This is a genomic window from Kribbella antibiotica, assembly GCF_004349055.1.
GTDB classification, from domain to species: Bacteria; Actinomycetota; Actinomycetes; order Propionibacteriales; family Kribbellaceae; genus Kribbella; species Kribbella antibiotica.
This window is the reverse complement of record NZ_SMKX01000037.1, coordinates 21,726-40,891: the sequence shown is the minus strand read 5'-3', so window position 1 is coordinate 40,891 and position 19,166 is coordinate 21,726. Positions and strand designations below refer to the sequence as shown.

Here is a 19,166-nt window from a genome sequence, read left to right as displayed (position 1 = left end):
CTGCCCTTATTTCAGTCAGGAAATGTGGTACGGCGATCCGTAGACGTGCCAGTCGAGCGGCGTGTTCAGGTTCAAGTTGCCGTTGTTGAGGAAGACACGCTGCGCGGTGTCGATGCGGCTGGTGTCCTCATGCGCCGGCTCCTGCTTCATCGCCCACACCCGCTCGTCCAGGAACGCATGCAGGTACGTCGTTTCGTCCCCACCATCAGCAGGTGTCGCGGCCCGGGCGCGGGCGCGGTTGCGGATCGAGCTGAACGTGGTCGGGTCGCTGCCGTCGCCGTGCACCACGAGGGCGTCGTAGTAGATGAACTGCCCGAGCGTGCCGACGCCGTCCGAGTTTCCGGCCTGCACTGCCGGGTTGAAGTAGCCCCGGTCGCGCTCGTCGTTCTGTGCTTGCTGGAAGGCCTGGTCCTGCGCCGCCTCTTCCCACGCCTGCGGGAACCCATCGAGACCCTCAAGCGAGTCGCTGCCGTTCACTGCGCGCAGCGCGGGCAGATAGCCGGCCAAGGGGTTGTTGGGCTTGCGGTTCGTGTAGAGCTGGACCAGTTCCAGCATGTCGCCGGTGCCTGAGGTGAAGCCGATGATGCCGCCCGTGTAACCCCGGCCGTCATGGATGTCCTCGATGTACTTGTACTGCGCTCGCCAGTCCAGCGAGGAGTTCTCCGCGCTGGACACCAACTGCATAGCGATGTCCTTCTTGGCTGGGTCGTCCAGCCCGGCCAGGGCAGCGGCGCCGTTCACCGAAGTCGGTGAGGCCGGCGCACTGGGCGCGGCCGGTGTGAAGACATCGGAGGCGGTCAGGCCGGTGGCCAGTAGAGCGACAGCAGCCAAGGCTGCAGATACGGGGCGGGTACGCACTGGAGTCTCCCTCTGAGAGCGGTTACATCATCTGTTAGGAAAGCTTCCTATCAGACGAAAGCCAGTACTGACCAGGGTTGATCGATGCCGATGGCAATTAGCTGTGGGTCGGTGCGCTGGGAGAGCGCTATCCAGATCCGGACCGACCGCAGGTGTAAAGATCTCCGGTGCTTGGGTTCGCGGCGATTTGCGGTGCGTTGTGCCACTCGCTGGCCAGGCCAGTAAGGATCGTCGAGGTCGACAGGTCCGCTTCGATCTGCAGGACTGCGTCCTCCGTCGCCAGATACAGCTGACCGTCGACCGATAGCAGGCGGCCCGGCTCGGACGCATCGACGTGTCCGACGGCAACGAGGTGCTGCGCTTCCGGTGCGGCCGCGAACAGTCGCCCGTCGCGGGTTACGCCGTACAGGAGGTCTCGGTGCCAGGCGAGACTTGTGTACTGCGTTACGTCGTCGAGTGGGCGCCAGGTCCAGAGGAGGCGTCGCTCGACCAGGTCGAATCCTGCGATCAGCGCGTTCCCGCTCCCCTCGTCCAGCCCGTCCGCAATCGTCTCGCTTCCGACGATCACAGTGCTGACGCCATCACGAAGGGCGAGACAGGCGAGAGCGTGATCGCCGAGGAGGTCGTCGTACCGTTCGATCGCGCCGGTCGCCGGCGTGACGACGGCCAGCGCTCCGCCACGATGGCCGTACTGGTTCCGGGTGACGACCAGTACGACGTCGTGGGCGGGTGACCAGGCGATGTCGCGGGGCCGGTTCGAGAGGCCACCGATCTTGCCGACGTGACTGATCTGCTGGGCCTCGGGGTCGTAGCGACAGATTGCGGCACCGGGATACAGCGCGAGGTAGGCAGCGTCACCGGTCGACACCATGGCCTTGGGTTCGCCATCGACGACGTACCGGCGCATGCTCTGCTCGGCCGGCCGATGGACGCAGAGCCCGAAGTTGCCGCCGACCAGGACCTCATCCCCCAGTGTGCACAGGGATTGCGGCGGCTCGACATGGGCGGGGAGTCCTTGCCGACCTAGGTCGACGACTGTCGCGCTGTGGCCCGTCCATCGCCAGGCCTGTCCGCCGCCGGAGATTCCGGACACGCCGTCGGCGGTTACCGCCAGGCTCCGGGTCTCTTGCCCCGGCAGCGGTGTCCAGACCCGATCGAGCTGCCCAGTCGTGGTGTCGTAACGGAAGAGGGAACCGCTCGGCCTGCCGGTGCACCAGACCACGGGACCGTCGATGGCGATCGTGTCGATCGTCCGTTCGTGGGTTTCGATCACCCGGTACGACGATCCGCGGTCGAGGACTATCAGTAGACCGCCGGGTTCAGTGCCCAGGGCAACGGTATCGCCGGTGATCGCGAGCGAGTAGACGAAATCCTCGGCGGACAGTTCGGGGATCGGTACTTCCTGCGTCTCCCCTGTGGCCGGCGTCAGCGTCAGAAGGCGTGCCGGGCAGCCGGTCCCGACGTGGATCAGCTCCCCGTCGGCCGCGAGCGCGCGGACATAGGTTGCTGAAGGCAACGGAGAGCCCAGGTCGCGGATCATCCCGGTCTCGTCGTCGAGCTCGTACACCTTTCCACCGGGATAGGTTCCCGCGTAGAGGCGGGGGCCGGAACCCAAGGCCAGCGTGAAGACGAAGTCCTCCGCGCCGAGTCGGCCGAAGGTGGTGACGGCACCGGAGCGCAGATCCCAGCGATGCACGGACGCCGTCGGATAAGTCCCCACGAACACCGCCGAGCCGGACGCCGCGATCCCCCAGCCGCCATGGCCGCTCGGCAGGCTCACTCGCCGCCGTACGCGGGGCTCACCCTGCAGCTCGACCTCCGCCACGGAGCATGGTGCGAGGCCACGGGTGACCACGTAGCCCAGGGCGGGGCCGTCGTTCGCCGCGCCGGTGAGTGGAGTGCCGGTGACGGCTGGTCCGAGCGGCGTGATGATGCCGCCGGCCGGCTCGAAACGATAGAGGTCCATCCTGCGTCAGGGCCGGGGCATTGCTGCGGCGTCCTGGTGATCAACCATCTGGATCTGCTGGCGGCGGATCCGCGATGATCCCCATTGGCCGAGCGGCGCGAGGGCGGCGTTCAGCGCGCGGCCCTCGTCGGTGAGCGAATACTCCACGCGGGGCGGGACTTCGGCGTACACGGTCCGTACGACGAGGCCGTCGTGCTCCATCTCGCGCAGGTGCTGGGTCAGCATCTTCTCGCTCACGCCGGGCAGCCCGCGCCGCAGCTCAGCGAACCGGCGGATACCGTGCTCGTCGAGCTCCCAGAGGATCAGGCCCTTCCACTTGCCGCTCACGACGTCGAGTGCCGCGTCGATACCGCAGATGTACGGGCCTTGCCGCGCCGACTTCGTCATCCGAACCCCACTAACCTAAAGGTAAGTACCCCAGTAAATAGTGCGTACTTCCCGGAAGCTTAGGCGACAGCAGAGCATGGAGGCGACCACCCGAACGAAACAAGGAGCCTCATGCCCGACCGCACCTCCGTCACGATCATCGGCCTTGGCCCGATGGGACAAGCGATGACCCGCACCTTGCTCGCGGCCGGGAACCCGGTGACTGTCTGGAACCGGACCCCTGCCCGCGCCACCGGCGTCGTGGCCGACGGCGCCGTACTCGCGGCGAGCCCGGCGGCCGCCATCGAGGCCGGCGGGCTCGTCATCCTGAGCCTCACTGACTACCAGGCCATGTACGACGTGCTGGGGCCGGCCGTCGGTTCGTTGGCGGGTCGCACCGTCGTCAACCTCAGCTCCGACACCCCCGACCGCACTCGCTCGGCGGCGGAGTGGGCTGCCGAGCACGGCGCGACGTTTCTGACCGGCGGGGTGATGGTCCCCGCCCCGATGGTCGGCACCGACGAGGCCTACGTCTACTACAGCGGCGCTCCTGCGGTCTTCGAGCAGCATCGGAGCGCGCTCTCTCTGATCGGTACGCCGCGTTTCCTCGGCGCGGACCCGGGTCTCGCGCAGCTGATGTACCAGGCTCAGCTCGACGTCTTCCTGACCACGCTGTCGTCGCTGATGCACGCAACCGCACTCCTCGGTACGGCGGGCGTGACCGCGGCCGAGGCCTTGCCGGAGCTGCTCGGATCGGTCCGAGGGATCCCGGCGATGCTGGAGGCAGGCGCCGAGAACCCCGGCGCGGACATCGATGCCGGCAAGCATCCTGGGGACCTGAGCACGATCACCATGATGGGCGCGACCGCTGATCACATCGTCGGCGCGAGCGAGGCGGCCGGAATCGACCTCGCGCTACCGCGTGCGGTGCAGGCGCACTACCTCCGGGCGATCGAGGACGGCCACGGCGGCGACAACTGGACGCGGATCATCGACGGCATCCGCAGCCCGCGCTAGAACGAGGTCGGCCAGGGGCGGTGGGCGGGGAGAGCGCTATCTAGTCTCTCGGCCAAGGCCAGGGCGGTCATGTCCTGGTGATGCGGTACGGCGATCTGGGCGCCGATTGGGAGTCCGATCGGCGACCAACCGGCGTTGAAGGTGGTCGCCGGGTGGGCGGACATGTTGTACGGGACCGTGAAGGCGATGTGCTCGAAGGGCTTGGCCGGATCGTCGGTGGGATAGGCGAGCTCGGCCGGGAACGCGGTAATCGGTGCGACGGGCGACAGGATGACGTCGTACGAGGTGAAGACCTTGGTGACGGCGGCGGCCATCGCACCCATCTGGGTGTAGCCGTGGAAGACGTCGGAGCCGGTGAGTTCGCCGGCGGTGGCGACCCAATCGCGGATCTGCGGGAGAACCTTGGCCCGGCGTTCTTCGGGCAGGGCCGCGATGTCGGTGGCGGAGCGGATCCGCCAGAACCGGTCGAGACCGTCGAGCATCTCGCGGGTGATGATCGGGGCGATCGGTTCGACGATTGCGCCTTCCTTCTCGAGGAGAGCGGCAACTGCGGAGACGGCGGCGCTGACCTCCGGGTCGACGGGAAGGCCGAATCCGGCGTCCAGGAGGAGAGCAACGCGGAGACCGGGACGGAGAGCGCTCTCTAGTGTTCTCACCGCGTTATCGGGCGCCGGCGGGTACGACGTGTGGTCGCGGGGGTCGTAGCCGGACATGACCGACAGGGCGAGCGCGGCGTCGGCGGCGGTGCGGGTGAGCGGGCCGATTGCCCTTCCTGGGTAGGGATTTCCGACCGCGATGCGGCCATGGGTGGGCTTCAGTCCGACGAGACCGCACCATCCGGCGGGCAGACGGATCGAGCCGCCGATGTCGGTACCGAGGTGGATCGGGCCATACCCAGCCGCCGCAGCGGCCGCAGCTCCGGCGCTCGAACCGCCTGCGGTCTTCGAGACGTCCCAAGGATTGCGGGTCAGGTGGTGGAAGGTCGAGACACCGGACGAGAGCATCCCGTACTCCGGCATGGTCGTCTTGCTGAAGATGACCGCGCCGGCCTCGCGTAGGCGAGCGGCCGCCGGTGCATCTTCGGTGGCGGGGATCAGTTCAGTGGCCGCAGTGCCTTGTGGGACTGGGGTTCCGCGGGTCGCGATGTTCTCTTTGATCGTGACCGGTACGCCGTCCAGTGCGCCGGCCGTGCCATCGCGCCAGCGGGCCTCGGACTCGCGGGCTGCGATGCGGGCCGCCGCGGGGTCGAGGGCGTAGGTGGCGCGGAGGTGGGGTTCGAGCTCGTCGACTCGGGTGAGGACGTCCTCGATTACTTCGACCGGCGACAGAGAGCGCTCTCGGAAGCGGATCAGCAGCTCGGTCGCTGTCAGGTCGGCGAGACTCATGGACGCTCCTGGCACTCGGGGATCAGCTCGGCGGGGGTTAGCTCGGTGGGATCAGTTGGGCGGGTCGAAGCGGCCGTCGACTGCGGTCCAGCCGCCGTCGACCGCGAGGACGCTGCCGGTGACGAAGCTGGACGCGTCCGAGGCTAGGTACACGACAGCACCGGCGAGTTCGCTCGGTTGCGCCCAGCGAGAGAGCGCTCCCTTCTGCGCATAGGCGTCGTACCAGGCGGGGTTTGCCTTGATCTGTGCGGTGAGCGGGGTCTCGACCACGCCGGGGGCGATCGCGTTCGCGCGGACGCCGGAGGGGCCTAGCTCGGCAGCAGCTGTCCGGAGAAGTTGGACGAGACCGGCCTTGGTGGCGGCGTAGACCGATTGCCCGGGCTCGACCGTCGTACCGCGGATCGAGCTGAAGCCGATGATGCTGCCACTCCCCCGCTCCGCCATCTGCTTGCCGAAGGCACGGATCAGCTGGAACGACGCCCGCAGATTGAGTGACACGACGCGGTCGAACTCGTCGTTCGTGTAGTCGAGGATGCGCTTGCGCACGTTCGTCGCCGCGGTGAAGACGAGCACATCGACGGGGTCGAGTTCGGCGGCTGCGCGGATGATCGCGTCGTCGTCGAGGATATCCAGCTGGTACGCCGAGATGTCCGGAGCACCGAGTTCGCCGGCGATCGTGAGGTCTCGGGTCGAGGCGGTGGATTCGGCCGCGGCGAGATCGCGGTCTGCGCAGGTGACTTGGGCGCCATGCGCAGAGAGGGCTAGAGCGCTTTCTCGGCCGATGCCGCTGCCAGCGCCGATCACCAGCGCGTGCTTGCCGTCGAGGCGGAAGAGCTTCGCATAGTCCGTCACAGCCGGTTCACCTCTCAGGGACGGGGGCGGATGATCGCCATTCGGGTGGTGGTTAATTCCTCGATCGCGAAGCGTGGGCCCTCGCGACCGATGCCGGAATCCTTGACGCCGCCGTACGGCATCACGTCGGAGCGGAAGCCGGGGACCTCGTTGATCACCACTCCCCCGACGTCGAGCTGGTCGATGGCGGTGAAGGCCGTGTCGAGGGCGGCGGTGAAGACGCTGGCATGCAGGCCGTAGCGCGAGGCGTTCACGGTCGCGAAAGCGCTCTCTAGATCGGGAACGGATCGCACGGCGATGACTGGGCCGAAAATCTCCTCGTCCCATGCCTGCTGACCATCCGGTACGTCGGTCAGCACGATCGGACCGAGGATGTCGCCCTCGGCGGCGTAGGCGATCGTCGCGCCGGCGTGGACCGCGTCGTCGACCCAGTCGCGGACGCGAGCGGTCGAGCGCGGGTCGATGAGCGCAGATACTCGGGTCGCCGGATCGCGAGGGTCGCCGACGACAATCGTCGGGAGGCGGTCGCCGAGTTTCTCTAGCAGGGGTTGGCGAATCGACTCGACGGCGAGGACACGCTGGACCGAGATGCAGGCCTGGCCGGAGGCGTAGTACCCGCCGCGGATGATGGCGTCGGCGGCCGCGTCGAGGTCTGCGTCTTCGGCTACGACGAGAGCCGAGTTCGAGCCTAGTTCGAGGAGGACTTTGGTGGGAGCTGCGTCGCGGGCGATCTGGTGGCCGACGGTGGCCGAGCCGGTGAAGGAGACGGCTCCAATGCGGCTGTCGGTGGTGAGCGTTGCGCCGACGTCGGCGCCGCCGGTGAGTAACTGGAGAGCGCTCTCTGGTGCTCCCGCGGCGTTCAGCGCGGTGCGCATGAGATGGACGAGCCAGAGCGTTGCGAGCGGTGTCTGGGGCGCGGGCTTCACGATGATCGGGCAGCCGGCGGCGAAGGCTGGGGCGATCTTGTGGGCGGCGAGGAGCAGCGGATAGTTGAAGCCGGTGATGCCGACAACGACGCCGATCGGTTTGCGGACCCAGAAGCCGAGCAGTCCTTCGCCGCTGGGCAGAAGATCCAGCGGGACGGTTTCGCCGTGAAGACGGGCCACTTCTTCCGCCGCAGTTTCCAGCGTGAGCAGGGTGCGGTCGATCTCGACGCGACAATCGACGAGGGGTTTGCCGGTCTCCAGGACGAGTAGATCGATGAAGGCATCGCGTTCGGCGCGGACTGCGGAATGTGTTGCCTGTAAGACGTTTCGGCGGATGTGCGACGGGAGGCGGCCGACTGATTCGCGGACGGCGACGGCGTGGTCGAGGGCCTGGCGAGCGAGGTCGGTGGTGCCGACTGGGCCTTCCGCGACGGTGGAACCGTCGTACGGGAAGGTCACCGGGGCGGTTGTCGGGGTTTCGATCCAGGAGTCGCCGATCGGCAGGCCGGACGGGAACTTCACGCGGTCTCTCCCTTCGAGGGCAGGAGGTCGGTCGTCGTAGCGCCGGAGAGCGCTCTTTCCAGGGTGGGAATGGCGGAGACCAGGCGCTGGGTGTACGGGTGCTGGGGAGCGGCGTACACGTCGGCGGTGGGGCCGGTTTCGACGATCTGGCCGGCGTTCATGACGGCGACGCGGTCGCAGACGTGTTTGACCACGGAGAGGTCGTGGGAGACGAAGATCAGGGTGAGGTTGAGTTCGTCGACGAGGTCGGAGATCAGGTTGAGAACCTGAGCGCGGACAGAAACGTCGAGAGCGCTCACTGGTTCGTCGGCGATCAGGATGCGGGGGCGCGGAGCCAAGGCGCGGGCGATGGAGATGCGCTGACGCTGGCCGCCGGAGAACTGGTGCGGGTAGCGGTCTCCTGCGTCGGCGGACAGACCGACCGCTTCCAGCAATTCGCGAACGCGCTCTCCCGAGGCCGGATGACCTTGTACGACGAGGGGTTCGGCGATGATGTCGCGGACGCGCATGCGGGGGTCGAGGGAGCTCATCGGGTCCTGGAAGACGAGCTGGAGATTCTCTCGGAGGAAGCGCAGGCGACGTTCGGGGAGCGTCGTGATGTCGGTGCCTTCGACAACTACTTGCCCCGCGGTGGGGCGGTCGAGGGCGGCGATGAGTCGGAGCAGAGTCGACTTGCCACAGCCGGATTCGCCGACGATGCCGAAGCGCTCGCCCTGCTTGACCTCCAGGCTGACACCACGGAGCGCGTGGACCACGGGCGTCGGGCCGAGGAGCGACGTACGGGGGCGTGGGTAGTCGCGCACCACGTCGATCACCTGGACGGCGGGGTGATTGGGCGCGGGTTCGTTAGGCATGCGGGGCTCCGGCGGGGTGGTGGCAGGCGTAGCCGGTGGTGGAGGTGCCGGACCAAGCGGGGGTGGTGGCGCAGAGGTCGGTGGCGTGGGCACAGCGGTTGCGGAAGACGCAGCCGGAGGGGAAGTGGCCGGCCGCCGGAACGGTGCCCGGGATAGTGGTGAGGCGACTACCTGCCGCTTCTAGGTTTGACGCGGCTAGGAGGCCTTGGGTGTAGCGGTGCCGAGGGTTGGTGAAGACTTCGTGGACCGGGCCGGACTCGACGACGCGGCCGCCGTACATGACCAGGACCCGTTCGCAGACGGTCGCAACGACCGCCAAGTCGTGGGTGATGAAGAGCAGTGCCGACGAACGGGCGACCACGCCTTGGACGATCAGATCGAGGACCAGCGCTTGGACGGTGACGTCCAGGGCGGTGGTGGGCTCGTCGCAGATCAGCAGCGCGGGATCGTTGGAGAGCGCGATCGCGAGGACGACGCGTTGACGTTGCCCGCCGGAGAGCTGATGCGGGTAGGCGCGCAGGAGATCCGCCGGGAGTTGCACGCGGTCGAGCAGGTCGGCAGCGGCAGCGCGGGCCGCGCTCCGAGTGGGATGGGTGTGGTGAATCAGCATCGTCTCGGCGATCTGGTCGCCGATGCGCATGGTCGGGTTGAGCGCGGTCATCGGTTCCTGGAAGACCATGGCGAGATCGCGACCGCGGATCCGAGATAGCGCTCTCTCGTCAGCGCCGATCAGATCGTGGTCGACACCGCTCAACCGAACCGACCCGGACGGTACGACGTCTTCGGGAAGCAGACCAAGAATGCTCAACGCGGTCAGCGACTTCCCGGAGCCAGACTCGCCGATCAGGCCGACCCGCTCCCCCGGCCCGACCGTCAGGTCGACGTCGGAGACCAGGGTGGTGTCGCGGACGGACACGTTGAGGCCGGCGACTTCGAGTACGTTCATCGGCGGTCCTCGAGCTTCGGGTCGAAGCGGTCGCGCAGACCGTCACCGAGAAGGTTGAAACCCAGCACAGCAAGGGCGATGGCGATGCCAGGGAAGACCGCCAGTCGAGGCGCACTGAACAGGAACTCCTGGCTCTCCTGAAGCATCCGCCCCCATGACGGCGTCGGCGGCGGAGTGCCGTAGCCGAGGAAAGAGAGCGCTGCCTCGGCGAGAACGGCGATCGCGAACGACACCGAGGCCTGCACCGTCACCAGGCTGGTCACATTCGGCAGCACGTGCCGCAGCGCGATCGGGAAGGGCTTGCGGCCGGCAGCTCGCGCGGCCAGCACGTACTCGGTCCGCATCACCTGCAAAGCACCGCTCCGGATCACCCGCGCAAAACTCGGCACCGAGGCGATACCGATGGCAACCATTGCCGTCAGCGTGCTCGCCCCGAACACCGCACCGAACATGATGGCCAGCAACAGCGCCGGAAACGCCAGCAGCAAGTCGTTGGTCCGCATGATCAGCTCACTCGGCCAGCGTGGAGTCATAGCAGCCAGCACGCCCAGCGGTACGCCGATCACCGCGGCCACGCCCACTGCGACCACACCGACGAACAGAGTGGTCCGCGACCCGACCATGATCTGGCTGAGCACATCCCGTCCGAACTTGTCCGTCCCGAACCAGTGCGCCCAGGACGGTGTCGCCAACCGCACCGACGGGTCGACGAACGTGGCGTCGTACGGGGTCCAGACGAAGGACAGGAGCGCCGTAGCGACGATCACGCCGACGATCACGCCACCTGCAACCAGACTCGGGTTCAGCCGCCTCATCGCGTCCCCGTCCGCAGTCGGGGGTCCAGAGCGACGTACAGGAGGTCTACGAGGAAGTTGACCAGCAGTACGGCGACAACCAGCACCATGACGACGTCCTGCACCAGAATCAGGTCCCGCTGCGACACCCCATCCAGGAGCAGGCTGCCAAGCCCGGGGATGACGAAAACGCGTTCCACGACCACTGCGCCGATGAGCAGTGTTGCGAGCTGCAGACCGAGCACAGTCACCACCGGTACGGCGGCGTTACGCAGACCGTGTCGCCACAGTGCCGGAAACGGCCGCAGCCCCTTGGCGCGCGCCGTACGGAGGTAGTCCTCTCGCAAGACGTCCAACACCGCACTGCGCACGTACCGAGTCAGTACGGCGCCTTGCACCAGCCCGAGCGACAGGGCCGGCAGCACGAGCTGTCGCAGGAACATAGCCGGGTCCTGAGCCGGTGGAGTCCACCCGTTCGCGGGGAGCCAGCCAAGCTTCACCGCGAACACCATGATCAGCAGAATGCCCGCCAGGAACGCAGGTACAGCGACACCCACCTGCGACAGCGCAGAGAGCGCCACCCCAGACAACCGCCGATGCCGCGCAGCCATCACAGTCCCAGCCGGTACGGCGAGCACTAGCGCGATGGCCATCGCGGCCACGACCAGGATGAGCGTGACCTGGAGGCGGTCGAACACCTGGGGTCCGATCGCCGCCTTGGACACATACGACGTACCGAGGTCTCCCCGGAGCAGTCCGCCGAGCCAGTCGACGTACTGCACAGGTAGGGACCGGTCGAGGCCGAACTGGCGCCGCAGCTCGGCCACTGCCTCATCTGACGCGTTCACGCCCAGAGCGACCCGTGCTGGGTCACCTGGCAGCACAGCCAGGAAGCCGAACACCAGCACCGAGCTGACTCCAAGACTGACCAAGAGCACAGCAGTGCGCTCGACCAGGCGAAGAATCACGGTGTCACGACCGGGCCAGACGGGACAGGTCGAAGTTCTCGGTGATCGCGTTCTGCGGCAGACCGGTCAGGTTCTTGTCCGCGACGATCAGGTTCGGCAGCAGGAACAGCCAGTCACTCGCCGCCTGCTCGGACAGCCGCCGGCCCGCCTTGCGCATGTTGTCGAGCTGCGCCTTCTCGTCGCCCGCATCGGCTGCGGCCAGCAGTTGCTGCAGCTCCGGGTCGTTGTAGCGCGTGTAGTACGTCGGGCTGAAGACGGACCCGAGGTCGCGCGGCTCAACGTGCGCGATGATCGACATGTCGTAGTCGGCGTTCTTGAGGACTGTGGTCAGCCACGCCGCCGGGAACTCGAGCTGGTCGATCTGCACCTTCAGCCCGGCCTGCTCCAGCTGGCTCTTCACCACCTGACCACATGAGGTCGCATACGGCAGAGTGGGCAGCCGCAACCGCAGTGTGGCGCCGGCCGCGCCAGATGCCTGCAGCAACGACTTCGCCTTGGCCAGGTCGTACGGCGCGACGCCGGTCAGGTCCTCGTACCACGGATCGGTCGGCGGAACCATGGACCCGATCAGCTTGCCGCGACCCGCGAAACACGTGTCCAGCAAGGCCTTGTGGTCGATCGCCTGCCGGATCGCCTGCCGGGTGCGGATGTCACGGAAGACCGGCTTGGAGTTGTTGAACGACAGCAGCACCTCGCCGTTCGTCGTCCCCTCGATCACCTGATACTTCTCGTTGCTGGTGAACTGCGTGAGCGCCTCGGGCGCCTGCACCGTGGTGATCACATTGATCGTGCCGGTGAGCAGCGCGTTGTTCAGCGCGGTCGGGTCCTTGAAGTACTTCAGCGTGATCTGCTGGAAGTACGGCTTGGTCCCCCAGTAGGCGTCGTTGCGCTGCAGCACGATCGAGTCGCCGCGGTTCCACTTCGAGAACTTGTACGGCCCGGTGCCGATCGGCTCCGTGGCCAGCGCGCTCACCCCGGTCTCGGAGAACATCGCACCGATCCGGGTCGTCATCCGGAACAGCCAGCCGTTGCTCGGCTTGGTCAGCGTCACCTGCAGCTGCGTGGGCGACAGCGCCTTGGCCTCCTGGACGACGTCCATCGCGGCCTTCAGCGAGGTCGTCCACGCCGTCTTCACCCGGTTGATGCTGAAGACCGCATCGGCCGCGGTGAACGGCTTGTCGTTGCTGAACTTCGCGTTGTCGACCAGGTCGAACGTGTAGGTCTTGCGGTCCGGCGAGACCGTCCACGACTTCGCCAGCGCCGGCACGATCTTGCCGGATTCGTCCTGCTTGACCAGGCTCTCGTAGACGTTGCCGAGCAGCGCCTGCGGGATCGCCGCACCGTCGGTCGTGGTGAAGTCGAGGCTGGCCGGCTCCGCGACCAGGCCGAGCGACAGCGACTGATCACCGCCGGCGGACGGACCACCCGACGTACTCGAACCGGCCGAACAGGCGGTCAGGGCCAGCAGGGCGGCGGAGGCGACGAACGCGACCGCTCGAGTGGTGTACGACTTCACGCGAACTCCTCCAGATCACCGGACTCTCGCCGCATTCTGCCGACCCGGCCCGCGCCGGCCGGACCCGGGCACGCTGTACGGCGGGCTTCGCCGTTCAGCTGTGACTGGTCTGACCAGTGGACTAGGTATCGGTCGGCCACTAGGTTTGTCGCTACGCAAGGGTCTGTCAAGGCGAAATGGGCTCTGTCGATGGGAGGAGGCCGGATGGTTGAAGGTCCGCGGTTCCAGCCGGTTCAGCCCGTGCGCGCCTACCAGCGGATCGTCGAGCAGGTCGAGGAAGCGCTTGCCCGGGGCGATCTCACGCCCGGTCAGCGGCTGCCGAGTGAGCGGGAGCTCGTCACACAGTTCGCGGTCAGCCGGTCGACAGTCCGCGAGGCACTCCGCGTGCTGGAGAGCAACGGCGTCGTACGGTCACGGCCCGGCGACCCGAATGGGCCCGAGATCCTGCCGTTCTCGTCGGTTGCGTTGCGCAAGCAGGTGGTTCGGCTCGCGCGGGTGGACCAACTGACGCTGGCCGAGTTGATCAGCTTCCGGATGATCATGGACGGCGCCGCGATCCAGGTCGCGTCGCGGCTGCGCACGCCGGAGCAGCTCGCCGAGCTCGAGGGCACGCTGGTCGCGATGCAGAACGCGATCGACGTCGACTTCGCCGCCTTCAGCGAGGCCGACCTGACCTTCCACGACGTGATCGCGCGGATCGCGCGGAACTCACTCATTGAGACGTGCAACGAGGTCGTGCGCGGCGTCGTTCTCAGCCTGATCTCCGACAAGATCGCGCACGCACCGAACAGCCGCGCACTGATGCTGGAGTCGCTGCAGCACCACGCCGAGGTCGTCGAAGCCATCCGCGCCGGCGACGGACATGCCGCCGCCCGGATCGCCCGCCAGAACATGTACGACTACTACGCAGGCTATGTGCCCGAAGGCGAACGTGACGCGCTCCGGGCACTCACCGACTAGCTGTCGTGTTCGAGGATGCGAACTCTCGGTACCTTGAGAATTTTGCGGGCCTTGGCGGCCCAGTCGGAGCAGAGGAAGCTGGCCGCGGTCTCTGGCCAGGCGACCACCACGACCTCTTGACCGCCGCTGCGCATCACCAGCGTTTTCAGGGCGAGCAGCACCTCGCCGTGGGTGATAGAGACGTGCACTGGATAGCGGCTGGCTCCGCGGAGCTGGCGTGCGCTGTGTTCGATGACCGAGGCCATGTCGAGGTCCGGATCGGCGAGGGTGGCCAGAGCCGTTCCCGCAGGGGCGCTCCCCGGTGGACCGGTCATACCGGCCACATCGGCGAACGTCGTACCCAGTAGGGCCATCGGACCACCGAAACCGCGCTCCGGATGACTGGAGACCAGTAGGTGATAGTTGACGGCTTCTTCGTGCCTTGCGTGCAGGGCGGCAACGCGGCGCGCGTCGCCCTCACTCATCTCTCGCTCGATGAGCACCACCACGTCGTAGGTCATTCGTGGCTCCCTTCGCAGTCACTTTCTGTTGTACTCCTGCTGGCGACCAGTCCGTAGTATCTGGCGCGCCGTCGTCACGGAATTATCAAACTGCTCTCAGGAACCTCACAGGTTGACCGGAGCGTGCGCCCGACTGTCCGGAGCCAGCGAACTCAGCAGCCACGACGCGTCCACCAGCGCGAGGGTGGTGGCGTCGAGCAGGCGTGGATGCAGCGCGAAGACCTCCGTGCCGGGGCGTGGCGTGAGGTCTCCATTGAGCACCCCGACGAAATCTGCTCGCGATGCCGCATCCTCGTCCCACACCCGGTCCGGCTCCAGGCGGGCGATAAGTCGCTTGGCGAACGTCGTCACGTCCTCGGCGGGATCACGCAGATAGCCGACGACCGATCCGTCGTCACACCTGACCGCGATCTCGTCCGCGCGGGCAGCGGCGTGCCAGCAGCAGATCTCCCAGAGGCTGACCCGATCACCCGAGCCGTACACGTCCTCAAGGGCGGCCGACATCAGCGCCAGGTGACCGCCGTACCGCGCGATGTCGTGCGCGTAGCCGGCGGCGCTGAGGTTGATGTCGTACCAGCGCAGTTCCTTGGTGTGCAGGTCGATGCCGAACGGCATCAGGATCTTCTCCGCGCCGGACAGGTCGAACCGCTCCTCGACCGCGGCCGGGTCGAACAGTCCGACGGGCTGCCGCATCACTCCGACGAAACCGCGCTCCAGCCGGTCGAACGGGACGTCGTTGTAGCTGAACACCACCGGCAGCACATACCGCCCGCCGACGCGGCGGAGCTGACGCAGGTCGAGATCGACGAACTCCGTTGAGCCGCCAGGCCCCGGAGCGGACGTCAGATCTCCCGAGTGCACCAGCGCCTCCTGGTCGAAGCGCAGACGGGTGTAGTCACAGAGCCCAACGAAGTCCCACTCCTCGCCGAACACGGCGACCGACAGGTCCAGGTCGACCCGCTGCCCCTCCGGCTCGACCCAGTGCAGGAACAACCGCAGCGACTCCTCCGGCGGGATCGCCACGGCGCTCCCCCGCGTCATCCGGCGCAGTGAGCCAGACGAACCGCGCTCCGAGCCCGGAGCAGCCAGCCTGACAAGGTTCTCGTCCAGGAAGGCCCGACGCCACCGCGGCAGATCACTGGCCCGCCGCAACATCTCACCAACCAGTACGCCGGACAGCGCGGCGGCAAGCTGGGACGGCAGCGGCTCCCTGTGGTCGACCGTGGTCCAGACCCGGGTGCTGCCGCCACGGGGGAAGAACAGCCGCAGGTCACCGGGTGGCGTCCGCACCTGCCCAAGCGCCGCAGTGATGACCACCGGCGACACATCCGAGATAGCGACGGCGACTGCTGCGAGCAGATCGCCGTGCTGATCGGCCGGTAGCTCGCGGGCGAGTTGCACCAGCCTCCGGAGCAGCTCTCCCGGCCGCTGCCGCAGCAGATCGAGGGCGAGCCCGGGACGACCCTCCACGAACGCGCCCTCGACGCGCGTCGCGAACGTGCGCATGACCAGCCGGCCGCCCTCCAACCGCACGAACGGATGCTGTGCCGCCTCGCCCAGCACCGCCCGACCGGCCGCCGTACCCGCCTCGAGATCGGTACGGCGCAGTACGGCGAAGGCGAGGGCCGCCCGCGGATGCCTCGTCGCGAACTCGAACGGGTGCAGCACCTCGCCCATGCGCTTCCACGCGCGCTCGTGTCGCAGCATGTCCTCGATCAGCGTCTCGGCCGGCAGCCGGTCTAGTCGCGCCAGCACCAGCCGCCGTGTGGCGCGGGGCAGCGACGTCCGGCGGACAGGTGGTGTCCGCAGGCCAGGATCGGCGTTCATGAGCGCGTAGAGCAGCCGCAGTACGTCGGTCGCCGTAGTTGCCCGGTCGATCACGGCTGGCTCTTCTGCGAGGAAGTGTGCGAGCACCACAGCTCGGATCTCGCGGACCGGGATGTCATTCGGCAGCCAGGACAGCTCGGCCAGGGGCAACAGCACCTGCAGGTCGAAACGATCCATGGCCGATGGCGGCGTCCGGCGGAGCAGCAGTGAGTCGACTGTGGCGCGCACCGCGTCCGGACCGGCCAGCGACAGCAGGCGAAGCCGATCGGAACGAACCTGCTCTTGCGGCACTCCGTCGAACCCCGGCTGCAGGAACGGGTCGCTCGGATCGATCTGCTGCAGGCACAGCGGGCAGGCGCTGAGGTCTTCGCCGTCCCAACACTGGCGGCAGACCAGATGCGCGCAGGGCGAGACCGGATGCACCGACTTGGTGTCCCCGCACAGCACACAGGGCTGCTGCGGCTCCTGGAGCAGCCGGGCGAAGACGCGGTTGATGTAGAAGGCTTCGGTATCGGCCGGGACCGTGTCCGGGAAGCCACGGAACAGTGGGACGTGCTCGGTGTCGTGACCGGACTCAGCGTCCAGCAGGTCGAGCAGTGCGTTGCCCAGACCGGCCAGTGCGGGAGCCGACAACCCGGCACAGTGCCGGTAGAGGCCCACCGACAGCAGAAACCCGCGCTGGATGAGGTCGGCCTGCAACGCGGACAGGCCCGCCTGGATCGTCAGCGGGCGCCGCACCCATTGCCAGGCCGACCGGCGCACGGGCGGGGTCAGCGTTGTTGCATCGACCAACCGGCGGCGCCGCAACAGCACGGCAGCAACTTCCTGCATCGCGTCCTCCCCGCAGGACGCCGCAGCCACTGCGTCATGGATGGCGGCGTCATAGACATAGGCGCCAGGGGCGGAGAGCGGACGCGCTACTTGCCTGGAGTGAGGAGAAGGAAGCACGTCCAGGAGCCGCCCCTGGCAAGAAGAACGCTACCGGGCTCCACCGACAGTTTCTGTCGGTTCCGCCCGGACAAAGAAGAGTCCGATGCCAGGGTCGGGGCCGCCCCGCCCAGACCCCAGCATCGGAACAACTACAGAATAGAACCTTTGATCAAACCTCACGCCACTGGGTAGCCGTTTTGGGCAGAAAGTGGCACTGATGCGCCGCGAGCAAACCTTTGAACCACGCCTGTTTCGTGCGGGAAAACCCTTCTGATCACGCGCAGAAGGTGTGGGGCTACGGATAGTGGTGATGATCCGACCATGGAGGGCGAGGTGGTCGGGCGCGCGCGCTGGCGGGATGTCTTCGGGCATGCCGAGTTCCGGGCGTTGTTCCTGGCCGGAGTGCTCTCCGTCGCCGGTGACCAGCTCGCACGGGTGGCGCTGTCAGTACTGGTTTTCGACCGGACGAAGTCGGCCGGACTGACCGCACTGACGTATGCGCTGACCTACATCCCTGATCTGCTCTTCGGTCCGCTGCTCGCGGGCTTCGCGGACCGCTATCCGCGCCGTGCGGTGCTGATCATCACCGACCTGGCGAGGGCGATTCTCGTTGCTGCTATGGCGATTCAGGCGCTACCACTACTGGTCGTGATCCTGCTTCTGCTCGGACTGCAGGCCTTCGGGGCGCCGTTCAACGCAGCGCGTGCAGCGACCCTGCCCGCCGTACTGCCCGGGGATCATTACGTGCTCGGCAAGGCCGCCAACGACATGGTTGTGCAGTTCAGTCAGGTGCTCGGCTTCGGTGCCGGTGGCGCGATCGTGGTGGCTGTCGGCACATCCGGCGGCCTCCTGCTCGACTCTGCAACCTTCTTGCTCTCCGCCGGACTCATTGCCGTCGGAGTGCGTAGCCGGCCAGCTCCGACAAGTGGCACTGATGCGCCACGCCGGGGCTACTTCCAAGACCTGTCCGCAGGCCTCTCACTGGTCGCCCGTACGCCGAAGCTGCGGACGCTGGTCCTCCTGGCGACCATCGCCGGCTTCTACGTCACCGTGGAGGGCCTCGCGGTCCCCTATGCCCATGAGATCGGTCAGGGACCAACCGCAGCGGGGCTCCTCCTGGCCGCCAGCCCGGCCGGTGCAGTTCTCGGGATGTGGCTGATCACCCTCTGGCCTCCAGAACGTCGCATGCGGCTGCTTGGGCCACTGGCCGCCCTCGCCTGCGTCCCCTTGGCACTGAGCTTCCTCACCCCTGGCCTGCTGCCGACAGTGCTGCTGTGGGGCATGTCAGGGATGGCGTCTGCGTACCACCTGCCGACCAGTGCGGCGTTCGTTCAGGCCGTGCCGGACTCACAGCGCGGTCAGGCGTTCGGAGTCGCCAGCACAGCACTCAGAAGCAGTCAGGGCCTCGGCATCCTGCTGGCCGGTCTCATCGCGCAAGGCTCGACACCGTCGTTCGCCCTGGGGGTGATGGGCACTGTCGGTCTGATTGCCGCCGCGGCGGCGGGCACCGCCTGGTCGCGAGCCCGCCGCCCCGGGCCGGAAGCCGCCGCAACGGTCCTTGCCTGATTTCCTGCACAAATACGGCGTACGCCGTATTTCACGAGCCGGCCGGGGATTCAGGGAATTACCCCCGGAAGGCTCTTGGTAAAGTATTCGTAAAGAAATTGCCGGGAGGTTCGGTGGATCACCACTCGTTACCGTTGGTGAACCATTCGTTGCCGCCCCCGGCGGGCCGGTGCAGCCACTCGTTGCCACTCTGCGTGAACCACTCGTTCCCGCCGTGGAACCACTCGTTCCCGCCGTGCAGCCACTCGTTTCCGGCGCCTGCCGAACGCTTGTTTGAGCCGTGGAACCACTCGTTGCCGGTGCTGATCTTGGACATGGTGGGGATCCTTCCTTCGCCATCCGCCAGATGGAATAACGCGCGGTCCGGGATGACCTCGCGTGAACAGGCAGTTACTATTCAGGAATAACCGCTC

General features: G+C 67.2%; 17 protein-coding genes. 3 read left to right on the top strand and 14 right to left on the bottom strand.

The features are described 5' to 3' along the window. Positions 1-15 precede the first annotated feature (15 nt). The 3 genes from E1263_RS15485 to E1263_RS15475 form a co-directional block, all read right to left on the bottom strand. Positions 16-858 carry a chitosanase gene (locus tag E1263_RS15485; RefSeq protein ID WP_272949669.1) on the bottom strand — a complete coding sequence of 281 codons (843 nt, stop codon included), beginning with the start codon at positions 856-858 and terminating at the stop codon, positions 16-18. Positions 859-985: 127 nt separating this feature from the next. Next, positions 986-2,824, bottom strand: coding sequence for a ligand-binding sensor domain-containing protein (locus tag E1263_RS15480; protein ID WP_132168005.1), 1,839 nt, complete (start codon positions 2,822-2,824; stop codon positions 986-988). A 6-nt stretch (positions 2,825-2,830) separates the two neighbouring features. Beyond that, the gene (locus E1263_RS15475) at positions 2,831-3,211 is read right to left on the bottom strand and encodes a winged helix-turn-helix transcriptional regulator (protein ID WP_132168004.1); all 381 of its coding nucleotides are present in this window, start codon (positions 3,209-3,211) and stop codon (positions 2,831-2,833) included. Positions 3,212-3,322: 111 nt separating this feature from the next. Between E1263_RS15475 and E1263_RS15470 the strand changes: the two genes are divergently transcribed. Beyond that, positions 3,323-4,207 (top strand): NAD(P)-dependent oxidoreductase, encoded by an 885-nt coding sequence (locus E1263_RS15470; protein WP_132168003.1) that lies wholly within the window; start codon positions 3,323-3,325, stop codon positions 4,205-4,207. Here E1263_RS15470 and E1263_RS15465 read toward each other — a convergent pair. The 8 genes from E1263_RS15465 to E1263_RS15430 are packed head-to-tail and all read right to left on the bottom strand — an operon-like array spanning position 4,204 to position 12,970. Further along, positions 4,204-5,592, bottom strand: a complete 1,389-nt coding sequence (locus E1263_RS15465; RefSeq protein WP_132168002.1) for an amidase — start codon at positions 5,590-5,592, stop codon at positions 4,204-4,206. The genes E1263_RS15470 and E1263_RS15465 overlap by 4 nt on opposite strands. Positions 5,593-5,643: 51 nt before the next feature. Further along, positions 5,644-6,444: an SDR family NAD(P)-dependent oxidoreductase gene (locus tag E1263_RS15460; protein WP_132168001.1), complete on the bottom strand. Its 801-nt coding sequence runs from the start codon at positions 6,442-6,444 to the stop codon at positions 5,644-5,646. Between the two features lie 14 nt (positions 6,445-6,458). Continuing rightward, complete coding sequence (locus tag E1263_RS15455) at positions 6,459-7,892, bottom strand: aldehyde dehydrogenase family protein (RefSeq protein WP_132168000.1); 1,434 nt, start codon at positions 7,890-7,892, stop codon at positions 6,459-6,461. Further along, positions 7,889-8,746 (bottom strand): ATP-binding cassette domain-containing protein, encoded by an 858-nt coding sequence (locus tag E1263_RS15450; RefSeq protein WP_132167999.1) that lies wholly within the window; start codon positions 8,744-8,746, stop codon positions 7,889-7,891. The genes E1263_RS15455 and E1263_RS15450 overlap by 4 nt, the downstream gene beginning before the upstream one ends. Further along, entirely contained in the window at positions 8,739-9,692 is a 954-nt protein-coding gene (locus E1263_RS15445; protein ID WP_132167998.1) for an ABC transporter ATP-binding protein, read from the bottom strand. The genes E1263_RS15450 and E1263_RS15445 overlap by 8 nt, the downstream gene beginning before the upstream one ends. Further along, positions 9,689-10,507, bottom strand: a complete 819-nt coding sequence (locus tag E1263_RS15440) for an ABC transporter permease (RefSeq protein WP_132167997.1) — start codon at positions 10,505-10,507, stop codon at positions 9,689-9,691. Before E1263_RS15440 ends, E1263_RS15445 begins: the two co-directional genes overlap by 4 nt. Further along, a complete protein-coding gene (locus E1263_RS15435) occupies positions 10,504-11,454 on the bottom strand; it encodes an ABC transporter permease (protein ID WP_132167996.1) in 951 nt (316 codons plus the stop codon). The genes E1263_RS15440 and E1263_RS15435 overlap by 4 nt, the downstream gene beginning before the upstream one ends. Positions 11,455-11,458: 4 nt before the next feature. Beyond that, positions 11,459-12,970, bottom strand: a complete 1,512-nt coding sequence (locus tag E1263_RS15430; protein ID WP_132167995.1) for an ABC transporter substrate-binding protein — start codon at positions 12,968-12,970, stop codon at positions 11,459-11,461. A gap of 204 nt (positions 12,971-13,174) precedes the next feature. On the opposite strand from E1263_RS15430, the gene E1263_RS15425 reads away from it, so the two are divergent. Then, the gene (locus E1263_RS15425; protein ID WP_132167994.1) at positions 13,175-13,930 is read left to right on the top strand and encodes a FadR/GntR family transcriptional regulator; all 756 of its coding nucleotides are present in this window, start codon (positions 13,175-13,177) and stop codon (positions 13,928-13,930) included. On the opposite strand, the gene E1263_RS15420 is transcribed toward E1263_RS15425, so the two are convergent. Together E1263_RS15420 and E1263_RS15415 are read right to left on the bottom strand one after the other, a co-directional pair. Beyond that, positions 13,927-14,430, bottom strand: coding sequence for a hypothetical protein (locus E1263_RS15420; RefSeq protein ID WP_132167993.1), 504 nt, complete (start codon positions 14,428-14,430; stop codon positions 13,927-13,929). The two genes, E1263_RS15425 and E1263_RS15420, sit on opposite strands and share 4 nt — an antisense overlap. Before the next feature lie 105 nt (positions 14,431-14,535). Further along, the gene (locus tag E1263_RS15415) at positions 14,536-17,088 is read right to left on the bottom strand and encodes an MXAN_6230/SCO0854 family RING domain-containing protein (protein ID WP_132167992.1); all 2,553 of its coding nucleotides are present in this window, start codon (positions 17,086-17,088) and stop codon (positions 14,536-14,538) included. Between the two features lie 420 nt (positions 17,089-17,508). Here E1263_RS15415 and E1263_RS15410 point away from each other — a divergent pair, with 420 nt between their 5' ends. After that, entirely contained in the window at positions 17,509-18,753 is a 1,245-nt protein-coding gene (locus tag E1263_RS15410; protein ID WP_132167991.1) for an MFS transporter, read from the top strand. Between the two features lie 118 nt (positions 18,754-18,871). On the opposite strand, the gene E1263_RS15405 is transcribed toward E1263_RS15410, so the two are convergent. Next, positions 18,872-19,069, bottom strand: a complete 198-nt coding sequence (locus tag E1263_RS15405; RefSeq protein ID WP_132167990.1) for a DEAD/DEAH box helicase — start codon at positions 19,067-19,069, stop codon at positions 18,872-18,874. Positions 19,070-19,166 lie beyond the last annotated feature (97 nt).